Origin of the sequence: Aminobacter aminovorans, assembly GCF_900445235.1 — a bacterium.
Lineage (GTDB): Bacteria > Pseudomonadota > Alphaproteobacteria > Rhizobiales > Rhizobiaceae > Aminobacter > Aminobacter aminovorans.
Map to the genome: position 1 here is coordinate 719,808 of NZ_UFSM01000001.1, position 18,572 is coordinate 738,379.

The 18,572-nt window shown below is 63.6% G+C and carries 20 protein-coding genes; 4 read left to right on the forward strand and 16 right to left on the reverse strand.

All coding sequences use genetic code 11. The annotated features are described in order from the left end of the window. Positions 1 to 26 precede the first annotated feature (26 nt). From tsaE to DY201_RS03490, 8 genes are all read right to left on the reverse strand, one after another. Complete coding sequence (gene tsaE, locus DY201_RS03455; protein ID WP_115729994.1) at positions 27 to 1,529, reverse strand: tRNA (adenosine(37)-N6)-threonylcarbamoyltransferase complex ATPase subunit type 1 TsaE; 1,503 nt, start codon at positions 1,527 to 1,529, stop codon at positions 27 to 29. Between the two features lie 11 nt (positions 1,530 to 1,540). Continuing rightward, positions 1,541 to 4,090: a sensor histidine kinase gene (locus DY201_RS03460; protein WP_115729995.1), complete on the reverse strand. Its 2,550-nt coding sequence runs from the start codon at positions 4,088 to 4,090 to the stop codon at positions 1,541 to 1,543. Between the two features lie 195 nt (positions 4,091 to 4,285). Beyond that, positions 4,286 to 5,686: an adenosylhomocysteinase gene (ahcY, locus tag DY201_RS03465; protein ID WP_115729996.1), complete on the reverse strand. Its 1,401-nt coding sequence runs from the start codon at positions 5,684 to 5,686 to the stop codon at positions 4,286 to 4,288. 151 nt (positions 5,687 to 5,837) lie between these two features. Continuing rightward, complete coding sequence (locus DY201_RS03470; RefSeq protein ID WP_115729997.1) at positions 5,838 to 6,140, reverse strand: HPr family phosphocarrier protein; 303 nt, start codon at positions 6,138 to 6,140, stop codon at positions 5,838 to 5,840. Beyond that, positions 6,137 to 6,538, reverse strand: a complete 402-nt coding sequence (locus DY201_RS03475) for a PTS sugar transporter subunit IIA (RefSeq protein ID WP_115729998.1) — start codon at positions 6,536 to 6,538, stop codon at positions 6,137 to 6,139. The genes DY201_RS03470 and DY201_RS03475 overlap by 4 nt, the downstream gene beginning before the upstream one ends. Positions 6,539 to 6,700: 162 nt before the next feature. Continuing rightward, entirely contained in the window at positions 6,701 to 7,147 is a 447-nt protein-coding gene (locus tag DY201_RS03480) for an HPr kinase/phosphorylase (RefSeq protein WP_115729999.1), read from the reverse strand. Between the two features lie 3 nt (positions 7,148 to 7,150). After that, positions 7,151 to 8,917, reverse strand: coding sequence for a sensor histidine kinase (locus tag DY201_RS03485; RefSeq protein WP_115730000.1), 1,767 nt, complete (start codon positions 8,915 to 8,917; stop codon positions 7,151 to 7,153). A gap of 22 nt (positions 8,918 to 8,939) precedes the next feature. Further along, entirely contained in the window at positions 8,940 to 9,641 is a 702-nt protein-coding gene (locus DY201_RS03490; protein WP_109578295.1) for a response regulator transcription factor, read from the reverse strand. 358 nt (positions 9,642 to 9,999) lie between these two features. Here DY201_RS03490 and DY201_RS03495 point away from each other — a divergent pair, with 358 nt between their 5' ends. The 4 genes from DY201_RS03495 (at position 10,000) to DY201_RS03510 (ending at position 13,448) form a co-directional block, all read left to right on the forward strand. After that, entirely contained in the window at positions 10,000 to 11,610 is a 1,611-nt protein-coding gene (locus DY201_RS03495; RefSeq protein WP_115730001.1) for a phosphoenolpyruvate carboxykinase, read from the forward strand. Positions 11,611 to 11,696: 86 nt separating this feature from the next. Beyond that, positions 11,697 to 12,134: an alternative ribosome rescue aminoacyl-tRNA hydrolase ArfB gene (arfB, locus tag DY201_RS03500; RefSeq protein WP_115730002.1), complete on the forward strand. Its 438-nt coding sequence runs from the start codon at positions 11,697 to 11,699 to the stop codon at positions 12,132 to 12,134. Between the two features lie 81 nt (positions 12,135 to 12,215). Continuing rightward, a complete protein-coding gene (lysM, locus tag DY201_RS03505) occupies positions 12,216 to 12,731 on the forward strand; it encodes a peptidoglycan-binding protein LysM (protein ID WP_115730003.1) in 516 nt (171 codons plus the stop codon). 99 nt (positions 12,732 to 12,830) lie between these two features. Next, entirely contained in the window at positions 12,831 to 13,448 is a 618-nt protein-coding gene (locus DY201_RS03510) for an alpha-ketoglutarate-dependent dioxygenase AlkB family protein (protein ID WP_115733564.1), read from the forward strand. 22 nt (positions 13,449 to 13,470) lie between these two features. Here DY201_RS03510 and coaA read toward each other — a convergent pair whose 3' ends face one another. The 8 genes from coaA to hisB form a co-directional block, all read right to left on the reverse strand. Further along, a complete protein-coding gene (gene coaA / locus DY201_RS03515; RefSeq protein WP_115730004.1) occupies positions 13,471 to 14,433 on the reverse strand; it encodes a type I pantothenate kinase in 963 nt (320 codons plus the stop codon). A 30-nt stretch (positions 14,434 to 14,463) separates the two neighbouring features. Further along, positions 14,464 to 14,790, reverse strand: a complete 327-nt coding sequence (locus tag DY201_RS03520; RefSeq protein WP_115730005.1) for a phosphoribosyl-ATP diphosphatase — start codon at positions 14,788 to 14,790, stop codon at positions 14,464 to 14,466. A gap of 79 nt (positions 14,791 to 14,869) precedes the next feature. Next, positions 14,870 to 15,655, reverse strand: coding sequence for an imidazole glycerol phosphate synthase subunit HisF (gene hisF, locus DY201_RS03525; RefSeq protein WP_115730006.1), 786 nt, complete (start codon positions 15,653 to 15,655; stop codon positions 14,870 to 14,872). Next, positions 15,652 to 16,416, reverse strand: a complete 765-nt coding sequence (gene hisA / locus DY201_RS03530) for a 1-(5-phosphoribosyl)-5-[(5-phosphoribosylamino)methylideneamino]imidazole-4-carboxamide isomerase (protein ID WP_115730007.1) — start codon at positions 16,414 to 16,416, stop codon at positions 15,652 to 15,654. The genes hisF and hisA overlap by 4 nt, the downstream gene beginning before the upstream one ends. Positions 16,417 to 16,418: 2 nt before the next feature. Continuing rightward, the gene (locus DY201_RS03535; protein ID WP_115730008.1) at positions 16,419 to 16,712 is read right to left on the reverse strand and encodes a DUF1330 domain-containing protein; all 294 of its coding nucleotides are present in this window, start codon (positions 16,710 to 16,712) and stop codon (positions 16,419 to 16,421) included. Beyond that, the gene (hisH, locus tag DY201_RS03540) at positions 16,709 to 17,359 is read right to left on the reverse strand and encodes an imidazole glycerol phosphate synthase subunit HisH (RefSeq protein ID WP_115730009.1); all 651 of its coding nucleotides are present in this window, start codon (positions 17,357 to 17,359) and stop codon (positions 16,709 to 16,711) included. The genes DY201_RS03535 and hisH overlap by 4 nt, the downstream gene beginning before the upstream one ends. A gap of 1 nt (position 17,360) precedes the next feature. Further along, positions 17,361 to 17,843, reverse strand: coding sequence for a DUF2628 domain-containing protein (locus DY201_RS03545; protein ID WP_115730010.1), 483 nt, complete (start codon positions 17,841 to 17,843; stop codon positions 17,361 to 17,363). A gap of 2 nt (positions 17,844 to 17,845) precedes the next feature. Further along, positions 17,846 to 18,445, reverse strand: a complete 600-nt coding sequence (gene hisB, locus DY201_RS03550; RefSeq protein WP_115730011.1) for an imidazoleglycerol-phosphate dehydratase HisB — start codon at positions 18,443 to 18,445, stop codon at positions 17,846 to 17,848. Positions 18,446 to 18,572: the final 127 nt, after the last annotated feature.

The window sequence follows — 18,572 nt, forward strand, 5'->3', positions numbered from 1 at the left end:
GGGATTTTGGACAGGCCCACTCACCGTCAGAACTCCTCGAGCAGGCGGTTTTCGCGGTAGAAGTCGCGTAGTTCGGCGAGTGCCGGGTGAGAGAGCGCGCGCTGCAGATAGTCCCTGATGCGCGGCAGGTGCCTGAGATATTGCGGCTTGCCGTCGCGCCGGTCGAGGCGGACGAAGATGCCGAGGATCTTCGAATTGCGCTGCGCCGCCATGATGGCATAGGCCTCGCGGAAGGCGGCCTCGTCGAAGCCACCCGCGGCATGACGAGCCGCAACATAGGCATCGACAGTGCTGCGCTCGATGTCGGTCGACACGGTGACCCGCGCATCCATGGCGAGCGAGGCGACGTCGTATGCGACGGGCCCGATCAGCGCGTCCTGGAAGTCGACGATGCCGAGACGGTCATGGCCGTGACAGTCTTCGCGCCAGATGATGTTGGGCGAATGGTAGTCGCGCAGCACCAGGCCATGCTGCTTGTCGGCGAGGTGGTCGAAGACGGCGTTCCAGGCGGCATGGTAACCATCGCGCAGCGCATCCGGTGCCGGGGCGCCGGTGACTGCCGGCACGTACCAGGCAAGCAGGAGGTCGACCTCGATCATCAGCGCGTCACGGTCGAAGGGCGGCACTTGGTAGACAACGCCTGATGCTGCCTCGAGCCGGTCGTCCCAGTGTTTCCCGTGAATCATAGCCAGCAGCTCTGCCGCTGCGGCATAGCGATCGGCGACGGGCTTGCCGCTGGGATCGAGAAAGGCGCCTGAGCCGAGATGTTCGAGCAGCAGAAAGCCCTGGTCGAGATCCTGGGCAACGATGGCGGGCACGGTGACGCCACCTGCAGCAAGAGCGCGGTCGATGGCGGCGAAGGCGGCGACGGTCTGGGCGGTATGTGCAATCTCGGCATAGGGCTTGCCGTCGCGGACAGGCGGGCCGAGCGCCAGGCGCGGCGAGTTCATCAGCACCAGCGGCGCATGGCCTTCGAGCGTCACCGTCTCATAGGCTCGCGCCGATGCGTCGCCGATGAAACGGGTGCGATGAGCCGAGCCCCAAGCTGAAGCTGCCAGGAAGTCGCGCATGGCGAGCGAACGGGCGACGCGGTCGAAGGCCGGACCATCGCCTGTAACAATCACGCGACGGCCATCGCCTTCATGCCGAAACGCGATCCGCAAGCTGCTTGCCGGCATGGCATCGGTGGCGCGCTCAGGCCATTCGACAAGCGCCACGCCCGAGTTCACCGCCTCGTCGAAGCCAAGCTCTTCCAGCTCTTCGGACGAGGACAGGCGATAGAGGTCGAAGTGGTGGACGGGGACCGGCGTGTCGTAGCTCTGAACCAGCGTGAATGTCGGGCTCGGCACCTCATGGGCGGGATCGTCGGCCAAGGCGCGGATCAGGCCGCGCGCCAAGGTCGACTTGCCGGCTCCGAGATCGCCATCGAGCAGGAATACGTCGCCCGGCCGCACCGCCATGGCAAGGTCCTCGCCCAACTGCGTCGTGGCGGCCTCGTCGGGCAGGTGCCGTTCCAGCGATCTGGCCATCGTCAAACCTGCTACTCCGCCGCTACCCGGACGCCGGCGGGCACGTCTGGGAACAGGCAGATGACCGTGGTGCCAAGATCCTTGCCGCTGTCGATGCGAACCGTGCCGCCATGCAGCTCGACGAAACTCTTGACGATCGACAGGCCAAGGCCGGCGCCGCGCTTGCGGCCGCCATTGACGCGGGATTCGAAGCGCTGGAACATGGTGTCGAGCACTTCGGGCGGCATGCCCGGGCCGTCATCATGGACGGAGAATTCAATGCCCTCGGCACGCTGGCGACAGGCAAGCGTGATGGTGCTCGCAACCGGCGCATAGTTCACCGCGTTGCTGAGCAGATTGTAGAGGATCTGGCGCACGCGGGTTTCGTCGCCGTTGAAGCTCTTGGGCGCGCCCTTGATCTCGATGGCGAGCTTGATCGCGTGCTCTTCCAGCCGGTCGGCGACGAGCTCGGCGGCGGCCTCGATGGCGCGGTGGACATGCACCTCGGAGATGTCGAGCTGCATGATGCCAGCATCGACGGTGGCGAGGTCGAGGATGTCGTTGACGATGGTCAACAGCACGCCCGACGACGAGCCGATATGCTCGACATATTCGCGCTGGCGCGGCGACAGCGGCCCGGTGCCGGGCAGCGACAACAGCTCGGTAAAGCCGATGATGTTGGTCAGCGGCGAGCGCAGCTCGTAGGAGACGTGTTGGACGAACTCGTTCTTGATCTGGTCGGCGCGTTGCAGCGCCTCGTTCTTGTCCTTCAGCGCGCGCTCGACATTGACGCTGTCGGTGACGTCGACGAAGGTCAGCATCACCTGGCCGTTGGGCAGATGGATGACGGCATGCTGCAGCACCGAGCCGTTCTTGAGCTCGGTCTGGCCATGACGGTCGCTGCGTTCGTCGAAGCCGGTAACGGCGGAGACGAAATCGCCCCACGGGCTGTCGTCGGCGCGGCCGTCGCATTCGGCGCGGATGGCGGAGATGTGGGTGTTCTGCCGCAGTGCTTCAGGCGAGACGCCCCAGAGCTGGCCGAAGGCCGGATTGAACAGCCGGATACGCCCATCGGGACCGAAGACGACGACGCCTTCGGCCAGATTGTCCAGGGTTTCGCCCTGCACACGCACGGCTGTCGTGTAGCGGCTTTCGAGATCGATCCGCTCGGTCAGGTTCTCGAATACCCAGGTGACGCCGCCCTTGGGCTGCGGGTTGGCAACCACACGGATGGTGCGGCCGTCGGGCAGGTGCCAGAGATGCTCCTGCGGATCGACGGCGCGATAGGCCGACAGCAGGTTCTCCTTCCAGCGGCGCCATTCCTGCTGCTCTGGCAGCTTGCGCTCGCTGCGCAGGCGGTCGAGCAGCAGCGCATTGTCGGGTGCGCTCGAGATGTAGCCAGCGTCGAGATCCCAGAGCTTCTGGAATGCGTTGTTGTAGAAGCGCAGCTTCTGTCCGGCGTCGAAGGTGGCGACGGCAGTGGCAACCTGGTCGAGCGTATCGGCGTGGCTGCGTACGACCTGGCTGTATTCCTCGCGGATGGCGTCGGCAGCGCTCATGTCGGCGGCAATGCCGGCCGAGCCTTCCTTGCCGACCAGATCGGTGACCGCAAACATCTTGCGGTCGCCGTCGATGACGGTCGAGAGCGTCTGCTGGAACAGAGGCCTTGTCTGGTGCTGCTGGACGATCGCCTCGCGCGACTGGGTGCCGAGGAATTCCTTGCCGTCGCGGATGGCGGCCGACGAATCCACCGCCTCGACGGCCTTGGCGAAGGCCTTGTTGACCCATTTCAGGCGGCCATCGCCATCGCGCATCCAGAACGGCATGTCGATGGCGTCCATCAGGCCGACCAGCGTCTCGTATTCGGCGCTCAGGCGCTGATTTTCGAGCTTCAGCCGCGCCTGGCCGCGCTGCGCCTCGGAAATCGAGACGAAACGGACGATGACATGCGCGCCGCTCTTGCGGCCATGGACCTCGAGCGCGGCGTTGGCGTGGGTCTCGGCGATCAGTTCAAAAGCGGTTCCCTTGTCACGCAAGGCGGCGATGGCGTTTTCGAGTGCGGCAGCCGAACGCGGCATCAGCCAGCGGCCGAAGCCGAGGAACGCGGCACGGTCATCCGGTGCCCCGGTCTCGATCGGCAGCGAACCGACAAGCTCGGGCTTCTTGTTTTCGTTGGCCCAGACGATGACCCGCTGGTCGCGCAGATTGAGCAGGGCCTCGGAACGCTGCAGCGAGGCATTGAGGTCGGCGACCCGGCCGCGCAGCTCGACATTCTCGGCGCTGATGCGGCCCTTTTCGCGGATCAGCGCGATGGCGGAGATCAGGGCCGCCCCCATCACGCCGACGAACATGGCAAGCTGGATGACTTCGGCGGTGCTCACGGGCAGGCCGGCAACGGATGCCTGCTGGGCATGGGCAAAGCCGAAAGGCGTGCAGAGAGCTGTAGCGCCAAGCAGGACGACAGCTGCGCGGCCACCGAGCCGACGCATGGTCTGCCACCTGCCGTCGGAACGGCCCATCTGCGAATCCTGGTGGCCGCCGGAAACGGCCTGTCCCGCTGGAAGCGGGTATTCCCCCGGCATGTCTTGTTCCTCTCCGCCGCCTGAATGCAAGACCGCCCTGAAGCGCCCCAAAATCCCGCCGAGGACGGGCGCGTGACGAATCACGTCACAATACCCGGTAGGCGAATCGCCGTGAAGGAGGCGATTGCGCAAAAAGAGAAGCCGGGCGAAAGTCAATCGCCCGGCTTCAATATGTGGTATGTTTATTCAATATGGTTAATAGCGGTAGTGTTCCGGCTTGAACGGACCCTTCGGCGTGACGCCGATATAGGTAGCCTGCTCATCGCTCAGCGTGGTCAGCTTGGCGCCGAGCTTGTCGAGATGCAGGCGGGCGACCTTCTCGTCGAGGTGCTTGGGCAGCACGTAAACCTCGTTCTTGTACTGGCCGGGCTTGGTCCAGAGTTCGATCTGGGCCAGCGTCTGGTTGGTGAACGAGGCCGACATGACGAAGCTCGGATGGCCGGTCGCGTTGCCGAGATTGAGCAGACGGCCTTCCGACAGCAGGATCATGCGCTTGCCACCCGGGAAGGTGATCATGTCGACCTGCGGCTTGACGTTGGTCCACTTGAGGTTGCGCAGAGCAGCGACCTGGATCTCGTTGTCGAAGTGGCCGATGTTGCCGACGATGACCATGTCCTTCATCAGGCGCATGTGATCGAGGGTGATGACGTCCTTGTTGCCGGTCGTGGTGATGACGATGTCGGCGGTCGGAGCGGCATCCTCGAGGGTGACCACTTCAAAGCCGTCCATCGCCGCCTGCAGCGCACAGATCGGATCGACTTCCGTGACCTTGACGCGGGCGCCGGCACCCTGGAGCGAGGCGGCCGAGCCCTTGCCGACGTCGCCGTAACCGCAGACGACGGCGACCTTGCCGGCCATCATGACGTCGGTGCCGCGGCGGATGCCGTCGACCAGCGATTCCTTGCAGCCATACTTGTTGTCGAACTTCGACTTGGTGACCGAGTCGTTGACGTTGATCGCCGGGAAGGGCAGCAGGCCCTTCTTCTGCAGCTGATAGAGGCGGTTGACGCCGGTCGTGGTCTCTTCGGTGACGCCACGGATGGCGGCCTTGTGCTTGGCGAAGAAGCCTGGCGTCTCGGCCATGCGCTTCTTGATCTGGGCGAACAGGATCTCTTCTTCCTCGCTGCCCGGGTTGGACAGCACGTTCTCGCCGGCTTCGGCGCGGGCACCGATCAGGATGTACATGGTGGCGTCACCGCCATCATCGAGGATCATGTTGGTGGCGCCACCATCGGTCCACTGGAAGATCTGGTCGGTGTACTGCCAGTATTCCTCGAGGGTCTCGCCCTTGACAGCGAAGACCGGGATGCCGGCTTCGGCGATCGCCGCGGCAGCGTGATCCTGGGTCGAGAAGATGTTGCACGAAGCCCAGCGGATGTCGGCGCCGAGTTCCTTCAGCGTCTCGATCAGCACGGCGGTCTGAATGGTCATGTGCAGCGAGCCGGAAATGCGCGCGCCCTTGAGCGGCTTTGCTTCACCGAACTCCTCGCGGCAGGCCATCAGGCCCGGCATTTCGGTTTCGGCGATCTCGATTTCCTTGCGACCCCAGCCGGCGAGCGAAATGTCGGCGACCAGATAATCCTTGCTACCCGTCATGGCTTGCTCCGATTCCTGTTTGCTGCGCGCCAAAGCGGGAGGCTTGAAAGGGCGCGCGAAAGATCGGCCTGACTACCAGATCAGGCCGTCATCGACAATGGGACATAAAGAAATCTTTATTCGTGCATGTCACTGGGCAGATACCCGGCGATCAGCACTCCTCGCCAAAGCGCGCGGCGACGAGTGTCGCAAGCGCTTCCATCGCCTGGTCGGCCTCGGGCCCACTTGCGGTCACCCGGATCGTGCAGCCGGGGCTTGCGGCAAGCATCATCAGGCCCATGATCGAGGTGCCGCCGACCGATATGCCGTCCTTCTCGACGCTGATCGAGGCTTGGAACTCGCCGGCGATCTGGACGAACTTCGCCGAAGCGCGTGCATGCAGGCCACGCTGGTTGACGATGGCCAGGTCCCGGATGACGTGGCCCTTCTCGGGCGAGTAGGGCATGCCGCTCATTTGCCGCTCAGCACCTGACTTGCAACATTGATGTATTTGCGCCCTGCCGCCTGCGCTTCGTCGAGCGCGCCCGGCATATTGTCGGCCTTGCGCACACTGGTCAGCTTGATCAGCATCGGCAGGTTCATGCCGGCGATGACCTCGACACGGCCGGCTTCCATCACCGAGATGGCGAGATTCGACGGCGTGCCGCCGAACATGTCGGTCAAGACGACGACGCCGGTGCCGGTGTCGGCGCGGGCGACGGCATTGATGATGTCGCTGCGGCGCTGCGCCATATCGTCATCGGCGCCGATTGAAACGGTCTCGAAATTCTCCTGCGGTCCGACGACGTGTTCCACGGCATGGCGGAACTCCTCAGCCAGTTGACCGTGCGTCACAAGCACGAGTCCGATCATTCTGTCATGGCTCCCGTCATGGCCCTTTCACAGCCGCGCAGTATTTTTGCCGCCTCCTTGGGGGCGGGAGCGCTATCTTGTCGACGGCGAGGGCGTTTACAAGCCCCAATTTACGGCACGACATGCCATTTTGACGCAATGCAGCAAAAATGTTGGGCAGCCTCAGGCCAGAAACCGGGCACCGAGTGCTGCGAGCAGCACGGGTGCGGACACGACGATTTCGCGCTGAGCGAGCAATAGCCTGGGCAGTCTACAACCCAGGAGGCGCTCGCTTGCATCCTCGGGCAGCCGTTCCACATCGCTGGCCGGAACAAGCCTGACAAGCAGGTCGACCGTCGTGGCGGCCTCATATTCGGCAGGAATGGGGCCCAGCCCCCTGATTTCGAGGAGACCGGCGATCGTAGGCGGCGCATGGCAGACGAGCCGGCCCTGATGAGCCGAAAGGAACACCTGGTCGTCGGAGATCAGTCGGGCGAAACGGCCGCCGGCACGGAATCTCTCGACCAGCGCCAGGGCGAGCGACGATTTGCCGGAGCCTGACGGTCCGGCAATCAGCACGCCGCGATCGCCAAGCACAACCGCTGTCGCATGCATGTTGGTCTGCGTCACGGTTCAGCTTTCGGCAGGGAAGGCAACGATGAAACGGGCGCCCTTGAGCTCGCCCGGCTTGGTGCCGGTAATGTTTTCGGCCCTCAGCGTGCCGCCATGGGCTTCGACGATCTGGCGGCTGATCGACAGGCCGAGGCCGGAATTCTGGCCGAAGGCTTCGCCGGCGGGCCTGTCGGTGTAGAAGCGCTCGAAGATGCGGTCGATGTTCTCTGCGCGGATGCCGGGACCGTTGTCCTCGACGGTGATGACGTTGAACTTGCCGACCCGCGCCAGCGAAATGGCGATGTGGCCATGCTCGTCGGGCACGAAGGAGCGGGCGTTTTCGATCAGGTTGGTGATGACCTGGCCGATGCGCAGATCATGGCCGGCGACGTTGTAGTTCTTCACGCCGGCTGGCAGCTTGGCGGGCGTGAATTCGATCTCGACCGGCTTCTTGTGGCGGCCGGTCTCACGCGACACCGCGACCAGATCGCCGATGAACTTCTTGAGGTCGACTTTGCTCGCATCTTCGCGGGCCAGTTCGGCGTCAAGGCGCGAGGCGTCGGAAATGTCGGTGATCAGCCGGTCGAGCCGGCGCACGTCGTGCTGGATGACCTCCATCAGGCGCGCCCGCGAACTTTCATTCTTGGCGAGCGGCAAGGTCTCGACGGCACTGCGCAGCGAGGTCAGCGGGTTCTTGAGTTCGTGGCTGACGTCGGCGGCAAAACTCTCGATCGCCTCGATGCGGGCATAAAGCGCGTTGGTCATGTCGCGCACGGCGACCGACAGATTGCCGATCTCATCCTGGCGGTCGGAGAAATCAGGGATCTCTTCGCGGTTCTTGCCACCGCGGCGGACGCGATTGGCGGCGGCCGAGAGGCGGCGCAGCGGCGTGGCGATCGTCGATGCCAGCACCATCGATAGGATGGCGGTGACGAGTGCCGCGACGCCGAAGACGCGCAGGATGGCCTTTTGCTCGGCCGCCACGATCTTGTCGATGTCGCCGCCTTCAGTCGACAGCATCAATACGCCGAGAACAGCGCGGAAACGCTGGATCGGAACGGCGACGGAGACGATCTGCTCGCCCTGCTCGCTGACGCGCACGATGGTCGCCGGGCCACCGGTCAGAGCCTGGACGACTTCTGGGAAGGCAGCACCATTGCCGCCCGGCTGTTCCTTGTAGACCGGCAGGGAGCTGTCGACGAAGAAGTCGAAGATGAACTTCTGCGCGCGCTCGATCAGCGTCGGCTCTTCTTCCTCCACCGGCGGCAGGTCGTAGCGCAGGATCTGGTGGCGCGAGTCGAGCAAAAGATTGGCGTCGCGGTCGTAGATCCGGGCACGGGTGCGGGTCGGAGAGATGACCCGGCGCAGAAGCGGGGCGACGCGCTCCGGGTTGATCGGGAAGTCGAGGCTGTCGAGCTGGTCGGTGCCGGGGCCAAGGCTCTCGCCCGCCTGCAACTCGAGCAGCTTCTCCGGATCAATCCTGATGGCGTCGGTTTCAACTGTCGCCGAAGAGGCAATGGCGCCGGCGATGATGCCGCCCTGCGTCATCAGGCTTTCGACACGCGCCTCGATCAGCGCGCCGCGAAACGCATTGAGGTAGAAGATACCCGCGACCAGCACCGCCAGGCCGGCGAGATTGAGAAACAGGATGCGGCGGGTCAGGCTCGAGAAGAAGTAGTGGCCGAGCAGGCGGCTCAGGCGGATCCGGGCGCGGTCGAGAAACAGCAAGCGCCCGCGCGGCCGCCTGGAGGCGGCCGCCGGCTTCCTGATCTCTGCGTCCATCGCCATGTGATCTCAGCCCTCGCCGATATCACGCTTCGCGGAATCTGTAGCCGACACCATAGAGAGTTTCGATCATCTCGAAGTCGTCGTCGACAGCCTTGAACTTCTTGCGCAGGCGCTTGATGTGGCTGTCGATAGTGCGGTCATCGACATAGACCTGCTCATCATAAGCCGAATCCATCAGGGCGTCGCGGCTCTTGACCACGCCCGGGCGTTGCGCCAGCGAGTGCAGGATCAGGAATTCGGTGACGGTGAGCACGACCGGCTCGCCCTTCCAGGTGCAGGTGTGACGCTCCTGGTCCATCACCAGCTGGCCGCGCTCAAGCGAACGAGCCTGCTGCGTCGGCGCCTTGGTCGCTGCCTCGCGGGCGCTTGCCCGGCGCAACACGGCGCGGACGCGTTCGACCAGCAGACGCTGCGAGAACGGTTTGCGGATAAAATCGTCGGCGCCCATCTTGAGACCGAAGAGCTCGTCGATCTCGTCATCCTTGGAGGTCAGGAAGATCACCGGCAGGTCGGTCTTCTGGCGCAGCCGGCGCAACAGCTCCATGCCGTCCATTCGCGGCATCTTGATGTCGAGGATGGCGAGGTTCGGCGGACGCGCGGCCAGCCCTTCGAGCGCCGACGCACCATCCGTATAGGTCTCGACGCGATAGCCCTCGGACTCGAGTGCAATCGAAACCGATGTCAAAATGTTGCGGTCGTCGTCGACAAGCGCGATCGTTGCCATTTCCAGCGGCTCCCTCATGAGCGGGTGTCCCTTCCTGCTTAGAGCAGGGCTTGTGCAGGACAAATTAGGTACAAAATGTGGCATAGCCTCCGTTCGAGGGGAGCGCAACCGCCATGCCTTGTGCTTGCCTTATATGGGGCGGTGGCGCCAAAGCTCGAACAAAAAACTGCCGATCTAGTGTGGACCGGTGGGCGCTTGCACACCATTTAAACGATTTAGAACAAATTTCAAAATTTTTAAATCGATTAATGATTTGATATCGCTGATCTTTTCTGTTTGAGCCTGCCTCAGTCCCGTTGGGACAGCGGCGTCCGGCCCGCAGACCGGACACAGCGTCATGGCTACGAGGCTTCACTAAATGACCGAAACCGGTAAGCGAAATCCCGCCTGCGGGATCGAAACGGCAGGGCTCAAGACGTCGGGCACCGTCCGTTACAACTTTGGCGCTGCATTTCTCACCGAAGAAGCGATCCGCCGCGGCGAGGCCCGGCTGACCGCCCACGGTGCGCTCGTCGCCGAGACCGGCCAGCACACCGGCCGTTCGCCCAAGGACAAGTTCGTCGTGCGCGACGAAAACACCGAAGCCCATGTCTGGTGGGACAACAACAAGCCGATCAGCCGCGCCCAGTTCGACGCGCTGCACGCCGATTTCCTGGCCCAGGCGGCCGACAAGGACCTCTATGTCCAGGACCTGATCGGCGGCGCCGACCGTTCGCTATGCCTGCCGACGCGCGTCGTCACCGAATTCGCCTGGCACTCGATGTTCATCCGCAACCTGCTGATCCGTCCGACGGCAGCCGAGCTTGCCAGCTTCGTGCCCGAGATGACGATTATCGACCTGCCGTCCTTCCGCGCCGACCCGGCCCGCCACGGTACCCGCACCGAGACCGTGATCGCCGTCGACCTGACCCGCATGATCGTGCTGATCGGCGGCACCGCCTATGCCGGCGAGATGAAGAAGTCGGTATTCACGGCGCTCAACTACCTGCTGCCGACCAAGGGCGTGATGCCGATGCACTGCTCGGCCAATGAAGGTCCTGACGGCGACGCCGCCGTGTTCTTCGGCCTGTCGGGTACCGGCAAGACCACGCTGTCGGCCGACCCAAAGCGCACACTGATCGGCGACGACGAGCACGGCTGGGGCCCGGACGGCATCTTCAACTTCGAAGGCGGTTGCTACGCCAAGACGATCCGTCTGTCTGCCGAGGCAGAACCGGAAATCTTCGCCACCACCCAGCGTTTCGGCACCGTGCTCGAGAACGTCGTGCTGGACGAGAACCGCGTTCCCGACTTCGACGACGGCTCGCGCACCGAAAACACCCGCTGCGCCTATCCGCTCGACTTCATCCCGAATGCCAGCGCCAGCGGCCAGGCGAGCCACCCGAAGAACATCATCATGCTGACGGCGGATGCCTTCGGCGTCATGCCGCCCATCGCCAAATTGACCCCGGCGCAGGCGATGTACCACTTCCTGTCGGGCTACACGGCCAAGGTCGCCGGCACCGAGCGAGGTGTGACCGAACCCGAAGCAACCTTCTCGACCTGCTTCGGCGCACCCTTCATGCCGCGCCACCCCAGCGAGTACGGCAACCTGCTGCGCCAGTTGATCGCCGAGCACAATGTCGACTGCTGGCTGGTCAACACAGGCTGGACCGGCGGTGCCTATGGCACGGGCTCGCGCATGCCTATCAAGGCGACCCGCGCACTGCTGTCGGCAGCGCTCGACGGCTCGCTGAATTCGGTCGAGTTCCGCACCGATGGGAATTTCGGCTTCGCCGTTCCGGTCTCGGTGCCCGGTGTCGACAGCAAGATCCTCGACCCGCGTTCGACCTGGGCCGACGGTGCTGCCTATGACCGCCAGGCCAAGAAGCTGGTGTCGATGTTCGTCGACAATTTCGGCAAGTTCGAAAGCCATGTCGATGCCTCGGTGCTCGGCGCTGCCCCGCAGGTGCGCGAAGCTGCCGAGTAATCAGGCCAACGCCGCAGCAATCATCGAAAGGCCCGGCTTAGCGCCGGGCCTTTTCTTTTGCGCGCCGGCACGGCATGACTTCACGCATGAGCGCCGACGACAAGATTTTCATCGCCAACGACGTGGTCATCCATCCCGATGACCTCGAGGAGAACTTCATTCGATCCTCGGGGCCGGGCGGCCAGAACGTCAACAAGGTGGCAACAGCCGTGCAGCTCCGCTTCGACGCAGCCAATGCGCCGGGGTTGCCCGAGCGCGTGCGCGAACGCACGATCAAGCTCGCCGGGCAGAAGGCGACCAAGGACGGCGTCATCGTCATCGAGGCCGGACGCTACCGAACGCAGGAGCAGAACCGGGCCGATGCGCGCGCCAGGCTGACCGCGCTCGTCGCCAGGGCGGCAGAGCCGCCGCCGCCGCCGCGCAAGAAGACCAAACCGACAAAGGGTTCGGTCGAGCGCAGGCTGAAGACCAAATCCGGGCGCTCGACAGTCAAGAAGTTGCGCGGGCGTGTCGACGGCGATTGACCCCCAAGTACCGATCCTGCTTCCAATTTGACTTTGCAGGTGCCAATCTCCGGGCGAATGCCACAGCAAGGGAGACCACGAATGGGCATGTTCGATTTCGTCAAGAATGTCGGCAAGAAGCTTGGTTTCGGGGACGACGAGGCGCCAAGCGCCGACACGCTGAAGAAAGAGCTCGATTCGCACAAGCTCGGCACCGACAACGTACAGGTCGTGGTCAAGGGCGACACCGCCGTGCTGACGGGCGTGGTCAAGGACCAGTCGATCTTCGAAAAAGCGGTCATTGCCGTCGGCAACACGCTCGGCGTTTCCAAGGTGCAAGCCGACGAGCTCAAGGTCGTGGCGCCTGACTCCGGCCTCAAGCTCGACGGCAACGTCGACATGACCGAACTGGTCAAGGCGGCAACGCCGGCCAAGGCGCCGGTGTTCTACACCGTCAAGAAGGGCGACAACCTGTCGAAGATCGCCGAGGCCCAGTACGGCAAGGGCAAGGCGGCGAAATACACCGTCATCTTCGAAGCCAACAAGCCGATGCTGACGCACCCAGACAAGATATATCCCGGCCAGGTGCTGCGCATTCCCGATATCGCAACCGCCTGATCCCGGCACACCCGGTTCATGCGAACGGCGGCTTTCGGGTCGCCGTTCTGCGTTTCAGGCGGCATTATGGACGGCAAGATCGAACAAGGCAGCTCATACGTGCTCGTATTGCCCAAAGGCGTCCGCCACATGCCCGGCTTTCTCTCACGCGAAGTGCAGGAAGGCCTGGTCGAAAGCATCCGCGAGGTGGTGAAGGCAGCGCCGCTCTACACACCCGCCATGCCGAGGACCGGCAAGGAAATGAGCGTGCGCATGACCAATTGCGGTTCGCTTGGCTGGGTCACCGACAAGGAGCGTGGCTATCGCTACCAGCCCGAGCACCCGGTGACGGGGGAAGCATGGCCGCCGATACCCGAGACGCTACTTGCGCTATGGCGCGAGGTGTCAGGCTACCCGCATCCGCCTGAAGCCTGCCTCGTCAATTTCTACACCGACGCGGCCAAGATGGGCCTGCACCAGGATCGCGACGAGCGTGAGTTCGATGCGCCTGTGGTCTCGGTGTCGCTGGGTGACGCTTGCCTGTTTCGGGTCGGCGGTACCAGGCGCGACGACAGGACGGTTTCGTTCCGACTGGAAAGCGGCGACGTGGTGGTGCTTGGCGGGGAGGGGCGGCTCGCCTTCCACGGCGTCGACCGCATCTATCCGATGACATCGGCCCTGCTGAAACAGGGTGGGCGGATCAACCTGACGCTCCGGCGGGTGACGAAGCCGGCGTGATCGCCGGGCCGGAAAAGAGACATCAGAGTTTTCGGATCGCCACTTCCTCGACCAGATGGCCGGCGCCTTTCTTGAGGATCAGGTCAGCACGCGGGCGCGTCGGCAGGATGTTCTCGCGCAGGTTCTTCAGATTGATGTTGGCCCACAGCCCTTCGGCGATGGCGCGCGCCGCATCTTCCGACAGCTGCGAATAGCGATGGAAGAAGGATTGCGGATTGCGGAAAGCGGTCTCGCGCAGCCGCATGAAGCGATCGATGTACCACTCGTGGATGATCTGTTCGTCGGCGTCGATGTAGATCGAAAAATCGAAGAAGTCGGAGACGAACGGAACGAACTTGCCATCCTTGGGCAGTTCGCGCGGCTGCAGCACGTTGATGCCCTCGAAGATCAGGATATCGGGCCGATCGACGGTGACGAACTCACCGGGCATGACGTCATAGGTCAGGTGTGAATAGACCGGCGCGCGGACATTAGGCTGGCCCGACTTGATGGCCGAGAGGAACCGCAGCAGCGCACCGACGTCATAGCTGTCGGGAAAACCCTTGCGCTCCATCAAATTGTCGCGACGAAGCACCTCGTTGGGATAGAGGAAGCCGTCGGTGGTGACCAGATCGACCTTCGGGCTCGACGGCCAGCGGGTGAGCAGCTCTTTCAGGATACGCGCCGTGGTCGACTTGCCGACTGCGACCGACCCGGCCATGCCGATGATGAACGGCGTCTTGGTGCCCTTCTTCTCCGAGTTGAAGAAGCGCTGGCGTTGGCGGAACAGTTGCTGGCTGGTCTCGACATGCGCCGACAGCAGACGCGACAGCGAAAGATAGATGCGACGGACTTCCTCGAGGTCGATCGGCTCGTACATCGAGCTCAACCTTGCAACCTCGTCCTGGGTCAGCGTCATAGACATGTCGGCGCCGAAGCCGGCCCAATGCTCGGCTTTGAAGAACCAGTAGGGGGAGTATTTGTCCGTCGGGGCAAGCTGATCCATCGAATCTTCCCTGCAGGTCCTGACTAGGGGTCAGCCGTCGTTCTTACGCGAGGCCTTTTCGGCAATTCCGGATTGCGAGGTGCGCCGCTCCAGCTCGGTCATCACTTCAACCATCGGAATGCCGGCGACTGCCAGCACGACGAGCCAATGATAAAGGAGATCGGCACTTTCCGAAATCAGCGCCGCGTCATCGCCCTTGACCGCGGCGATGACTGTCTCGACCGCCTCTTCCCCGAGCTTTTTGGCCGCGCGCTCCATGCCCGAGTGGTAGAGCTTGGCGGTCCAGGAACTGGCGTCGCCCGAGCGGGCGCGTTCGGCGACGATCTTTTCCAGATCGGAAAGGGTGAATGCGCTCATCCGGGCCTCTGCAGTCTATCTATTTGTTGTAGCATGATCTTTTCCGAAAACCGGTTTCCACTTTTCGGGATCATGCTAATCAACCAATGGGATCGAGCCGCATCGGCAAGCCCGCTTTTGCCATGTGCGCCTTGGCCTCGGCAATGGTGTAGGTGCCGAAATGGAAGATCGAGGCGGCAAGCACAGCGGTGGCATGGCCATCACGAATGCCTGCGACCATGTGGTCGAGGTTGCCGACGCCGCCCGAGGCGATGACCGGCGCACGCACCGCGTCGGCAACGGCGCGGGTCAATGCGATATCGTAGCCGATCTTGGTGCCGTCTCGGTCCATCGACGTCAGCAGGATTTCGCCGGCGCCGAGATCGACGACCTTGCGGGCGAACTCCACGGCGTCGATCCCGGTGCGCTCGCGGCCGCCATGGGTGAAGATCTCCCAACGGTCGGCTTCGTTGGCCTCGGATACCCTCTTGGCGTCGATGGCGACGACGATGCACTGGTTGCCGAACTTGTCGGCGGCCTCGGCGACGAAGGACGGGTTCTTCACCGCAGCCGTGTTGATCGACACCTTGTCGGCACCGGCGAGCAGCAGCTTGCGGATGTCGGCGACCTGGCGCACGCCGCCGCCGACGGTCAGCGGCATGAAGCACTGCTCGGCGGTGCGGGCGATAACGTCGAAGATGGTCTCGCGATTGTCGGACGAGGCGGTGATGTCGAGGAAGCAAAGCTCGTCGGCACCGGCAGCATCATAGGCCTTGGCGGCCTCGACAGGATCGCCGGCGTCGATCAGATCGACAAAGTTGACGCCCTTGACGACGCGACCGTCCTTCACGTCCAGACACGGAATAACGCGCGCTTTGAGGGTCATTTCCGTTCCTCGAAAAGGCCCGGCTCGGGCTTGAGCGTGCCGCGCAGGATCGCCAGCGCCTGGGCCGGGTCGATGCGGCCGTCATAAAGCGCGCGGCCGGAGATGGCGCCTTCAAGCTTCTTCGCGTCGGGCATGGTCATGCGCACGATGTCGGCGAGCGAGGCGAGGCCGCCCGAGGCGATGACAGGGATCGACACCGCCTCGGCGAGGTCGATGGTCGAATCCCAGTTGATGCCGGCCAAAACGCCGTCGCGGTCGATGTCGGTGTAGATGATGGCGGCGACACCGGCGCCCTCGAACTTCCTGGCCAGCTCGACGACACCGAGGCTCGATGCTTCGGCCCAACCCTCGACGGCGACCTTGCCGCCCTTGGCGTCGATGCCGACGGCAACCTTGCCCGGGAATTTCCTGCAGGCTTCCTTGACCAGGTCAGGGTTGCGCACCGCGACGGTGCCGAGGATGACGCGGGCGAGGCCCTTGTCCAGCCAGCTCTCGATATCGGCGAGCGAACGGATGCCGCCACCGAGCTGGACCGGGTTCTTCGTCGTCTTGAGGATCGCCTCGACGGCAGCGCCATTGACGCTCTCGCCGGCGAAGGCGCCGTTGAGGTCGACCACGTGCAGCCATTCGAAACCCTGGTCCTCGAAGGCTTTCGCCTGGGCGCCCGGATCGTTGTTGTAGATGGTTGCCTGGTCCATGTCGCCGAGCTTGAGGCGCACGCACTGGCCATCCTTGAGGTCGATGGCGGGGAAAAGGATCATGCTCAGACGCCTTCGACGATGACGAACTTGCCGACGGAGGCGGCGTGGCGAAGCTTCACCACCTCCTGGTATGCGGGTGAGTGGTAGCAGGCTATCGCCTGGTCGTAGGAGTCGAACTCGACCAGGACATGGCGGTTGCCGGTCGGGCCTTCCGGCTGGTCGTACTGGCCGCCGCGCACCAGAAGCTTGGCGCCATAAGGGGCGATCGCCGCAAGGTTGGCTGCGATGTAGGCCGGATAGGCCTCGGGGTCGGTGATCTCGACCATCGCCATCCAGTAGCCCTTCTTCGTCGTCATGGCTTCCACCTCAGGAAATTGGCAATGAGGCCGAGGCCAAGCGCCTGGCTCTTTTCGGGATGAAACTGGGTGCCGACAAGGTTGTCGCGCGCAACCGCTGCTGTGACCCTGCCGCCATAGTCGGCGGTCGCCAGCACTTCCTTCTCTTTGTCGGCATCGAGATGGTAGGAATGCACGAAATAGGCGTGCAGCCCTTGCGCCCCGGTGGCGATGCCATTGAAGACCGGGTGGTCGTGTTTCACGTGAATCGTGTTCCAGCCGATCTGCGGAATCTTGAGCTTCGGGTCAGTCGGCGTGATCTCCTTCACGTCGCCTGATATCCAGCCGAAGCCCTCGGTGACGGTCTTTTCGAGCCCGCGCTCGGACATCAGCTGCATGCCGACGCAGATACCGAGGAAGGGATGCGCCTTGCGGATGGCGACCTCCTCGACCGCTTCCCACATGCCGTCGACGGCGCGCAGGCCGCGGGCACAATCGGCATAGGCGCCGACGCCGGGCAGCACAATGCGGTCAGCGGAACGCACGCGATCGGCATCGGCGGTCAGTTCGATCTCAGCCGCAATGCCGGCCTCGTGGGCGGCGCGTTCGAAGGCCTTGGTTGCCGAGCGCAGGTTGCCCGAACCGTAGTCGATGATGGCGACGCGCATGTCAGTGTCTTCCAGGATAGTGCAGGAGGCCGAGCGCCGCACCCGATTGCTGTAGGCGCGGCGATGCGGCGGGGGCGATGGTAACGGGCGGCGGCTGGATTTCTTCAGCGCCGTCGTCGGCCGCATAGAGGTAGCGTATCTCGGCGTCCTCGATGGTGTCGGCCTCGATCACGCCCCACTGATGCCAACCGGCGCGGCGAAGGGCAGCAACCCTGAGCGCACCGCCTTCGAGCCCGACATAGAGCGAGATGAGCAGCGACAGAAGCGGCACGGCAGCGATCAGCCCGGTCCACTCGCCGACGGCGCCGAGTGCGAGGGTGACCGCAAAGGTCACTGCCGCCAGGAGCCAGAGACGGTGCCACAGCATCCAAAGCAGCGGGGCGATGAAGCCGAAGAAGTAGAAGCCGTCGCGGACGAAGACTGCACCTTCCGAAGCATTTTTTCCTGCCGAGGCAGGCGGCTCCATGACGACATGGATGGCCATGGCTATCCCTTCAGGCTGCCCTTGGTCGAGGGTACTGCGTCAGGCTGGCGCGGATCGCTTTCAAGAGCCACACGCAATGCACGCGCTACTGATTTGAAGCAGGTTTCGGCGATGTGATGGTTGTTGGCGCCATAATGATTGGTGACGTGCAGCGTGATGCCGGCGTTCTGGGCCAGCGCCTGGAAGAACTCCCGCACCAGCTCGGTATCGAAGCTACCGATCTTGGGCGCCGAGAAATTGACGTTCCAGACCAGGAAAGGCCGGCCCGACACGTCAATTGCAGCGCGCGTCAGCGTCTCGTCCATGGCAAGGTCGATCGAGGCATAGCGCATGATGCCGCGGCGGTCGCCGAGCGCCTTGGACAGCGCTTGACCGATGGCGATGCCGCAATCCTCGACGGTATGGTGATCGTCGATGTGCAGGTCGCCCTTGGCGGAGACCTTCATGTCGATCAGCGAATGCCTGGAGAGCTGGTCGAGCATATGGTCGAAGAAGCCAACGCCGGTGGCCATCTCCGAACGGCCGGTGCCGTCGACATGGACCGAAACCGAAATCTCGGTTTCCTTGGTCTTGCGGCTGACTTCGGCGGAACGGGGGGCCATTGGCGGATCCTTGTCCTCAAAAACGAGATGCTAATAACAGCATGTTCGGCCGGTTGCCAATCGCCGCGAAAGGGCATTTCGTGATGCGGCGTGACGATTTGCAATCCTTGCGCCGCGTCATACATAA

Coding starts and splice junctions, on each gene's coding strand:
- hisB (WP_115730011.1), bottom strand. CDS start 18,445: ATGGCCCCCCGTTCCGCCGAAGTCAGCCGCAAGACCAAGGAAACCGAG.
- DY201_RS03475 (WP_115729998.1), bottom strand. CDS start 6,538: ATGATCGGACTCGTGCTTGTGACGCACGGTCAACTGGCTGAGGAGTTC.
- DY201_RS03490 (WP_109578295.1), bottom strand. CDS start 9,641: ATGGCAACGATCGCGCTTGTCGACGACGACCGCAACATTTTGACATCG.
- DY201_RS03485 (WP_115730000.1), bottom strand. CDS start 8,917: ATGGCGATGGACGCAGAGATCAGGAAGCCGGCGGCCGCCTCCAGGCGG.
- hisA (WP_115730007.1), bottom strand. CDS start 16,416: ATGATCCTTTTCCCCGCCATCGACCTCAAGGATGGCCAGTGCGTGCGC.
- ahcY (WP_115729996.1), bottom strand. CDS start 5,686: ATGACGGGTAGCAAGGATTATCTGGTCGCCGACATTTCGCTCGCCGGC.
- arfB (WP_115730002.1), top strand. CDS start 11,697: ATGAGCGCCGACGACAAGATTTTCATCGCCAACGACGTGGTCATCCAT.
- coaA (WP_115730004.1), bottom strand. CDS start 14,433: ATGGATCAGCTTGCCCCGACGGACAAATACTCCCCCTACTGGTTCTTC.
- tsaE (WP_115729994.1), bottom strand. CDS start 1,529: ATGGCCAGATCGCTGGAACGGCACCTGCCCGACGAGGCCGCCACGACG.
- DY201_RS03460 (WP_115729995.1), bottom strand. CDS start 4,090: ATGCCGGGGGAATACCCGCTTCCAGCGGGACAGGCCGTTTCCGGCGGC.
- DY201_RS03545 (WP_115730010.1), bottom strand. CDS start 17,843: ATGGCCATCCATGTCGTCATGGAGCCGCCTGCCTCGGCAGGAAAAAAT.
- hisF (WP_115730006.1), bottom strand. CDS start 15,655: ATGACCCTCAAAGCGCGCGTTATTCCGTGTCTGGACGTGAAGGACGGT.
- DY201_RS03495 (WP_115730001.1), top strand. CDS start 10,000: ATGACCGAAACCGGTAAGCGAAATCCCGCCTGCGGGATCGAAACGGCA.
- lysM (WP_115730003.1), top strand. CDS start 12,216: ATGGGCATGTTCGATTTCGTCAAGAATGTCGGCAAGAAGCTTGGTTTC.
- DY201_RS03520 (WP_115730005.1), bottom strand. CDS start 14,790: ATGAGCGCATTCACCCTTTCCGATCTGGAAAAGATCGTCGCCGAACGC.
- hisH (WP_115730009.1), bottom strand. CDS start 17,359: ATGCGCGTCGCCATCATCGACTACGGTTCGGGCAACCTGCGCTCGGCA.
- DY201_RS03470 (WP_115729997.1), bottom strand. CDS start 6,140: ATGAGCGGCATGCCCTACTCGCCCGAGAAGGGCCACGTCATCCGGGAC.
- DY201_RS03535 (WP_115730008.1), bottom strand. CDS start 16,712: ATGACGACGAAGAAGGGCTACTGGATGGCGATGGTCGAGATCACCGAC.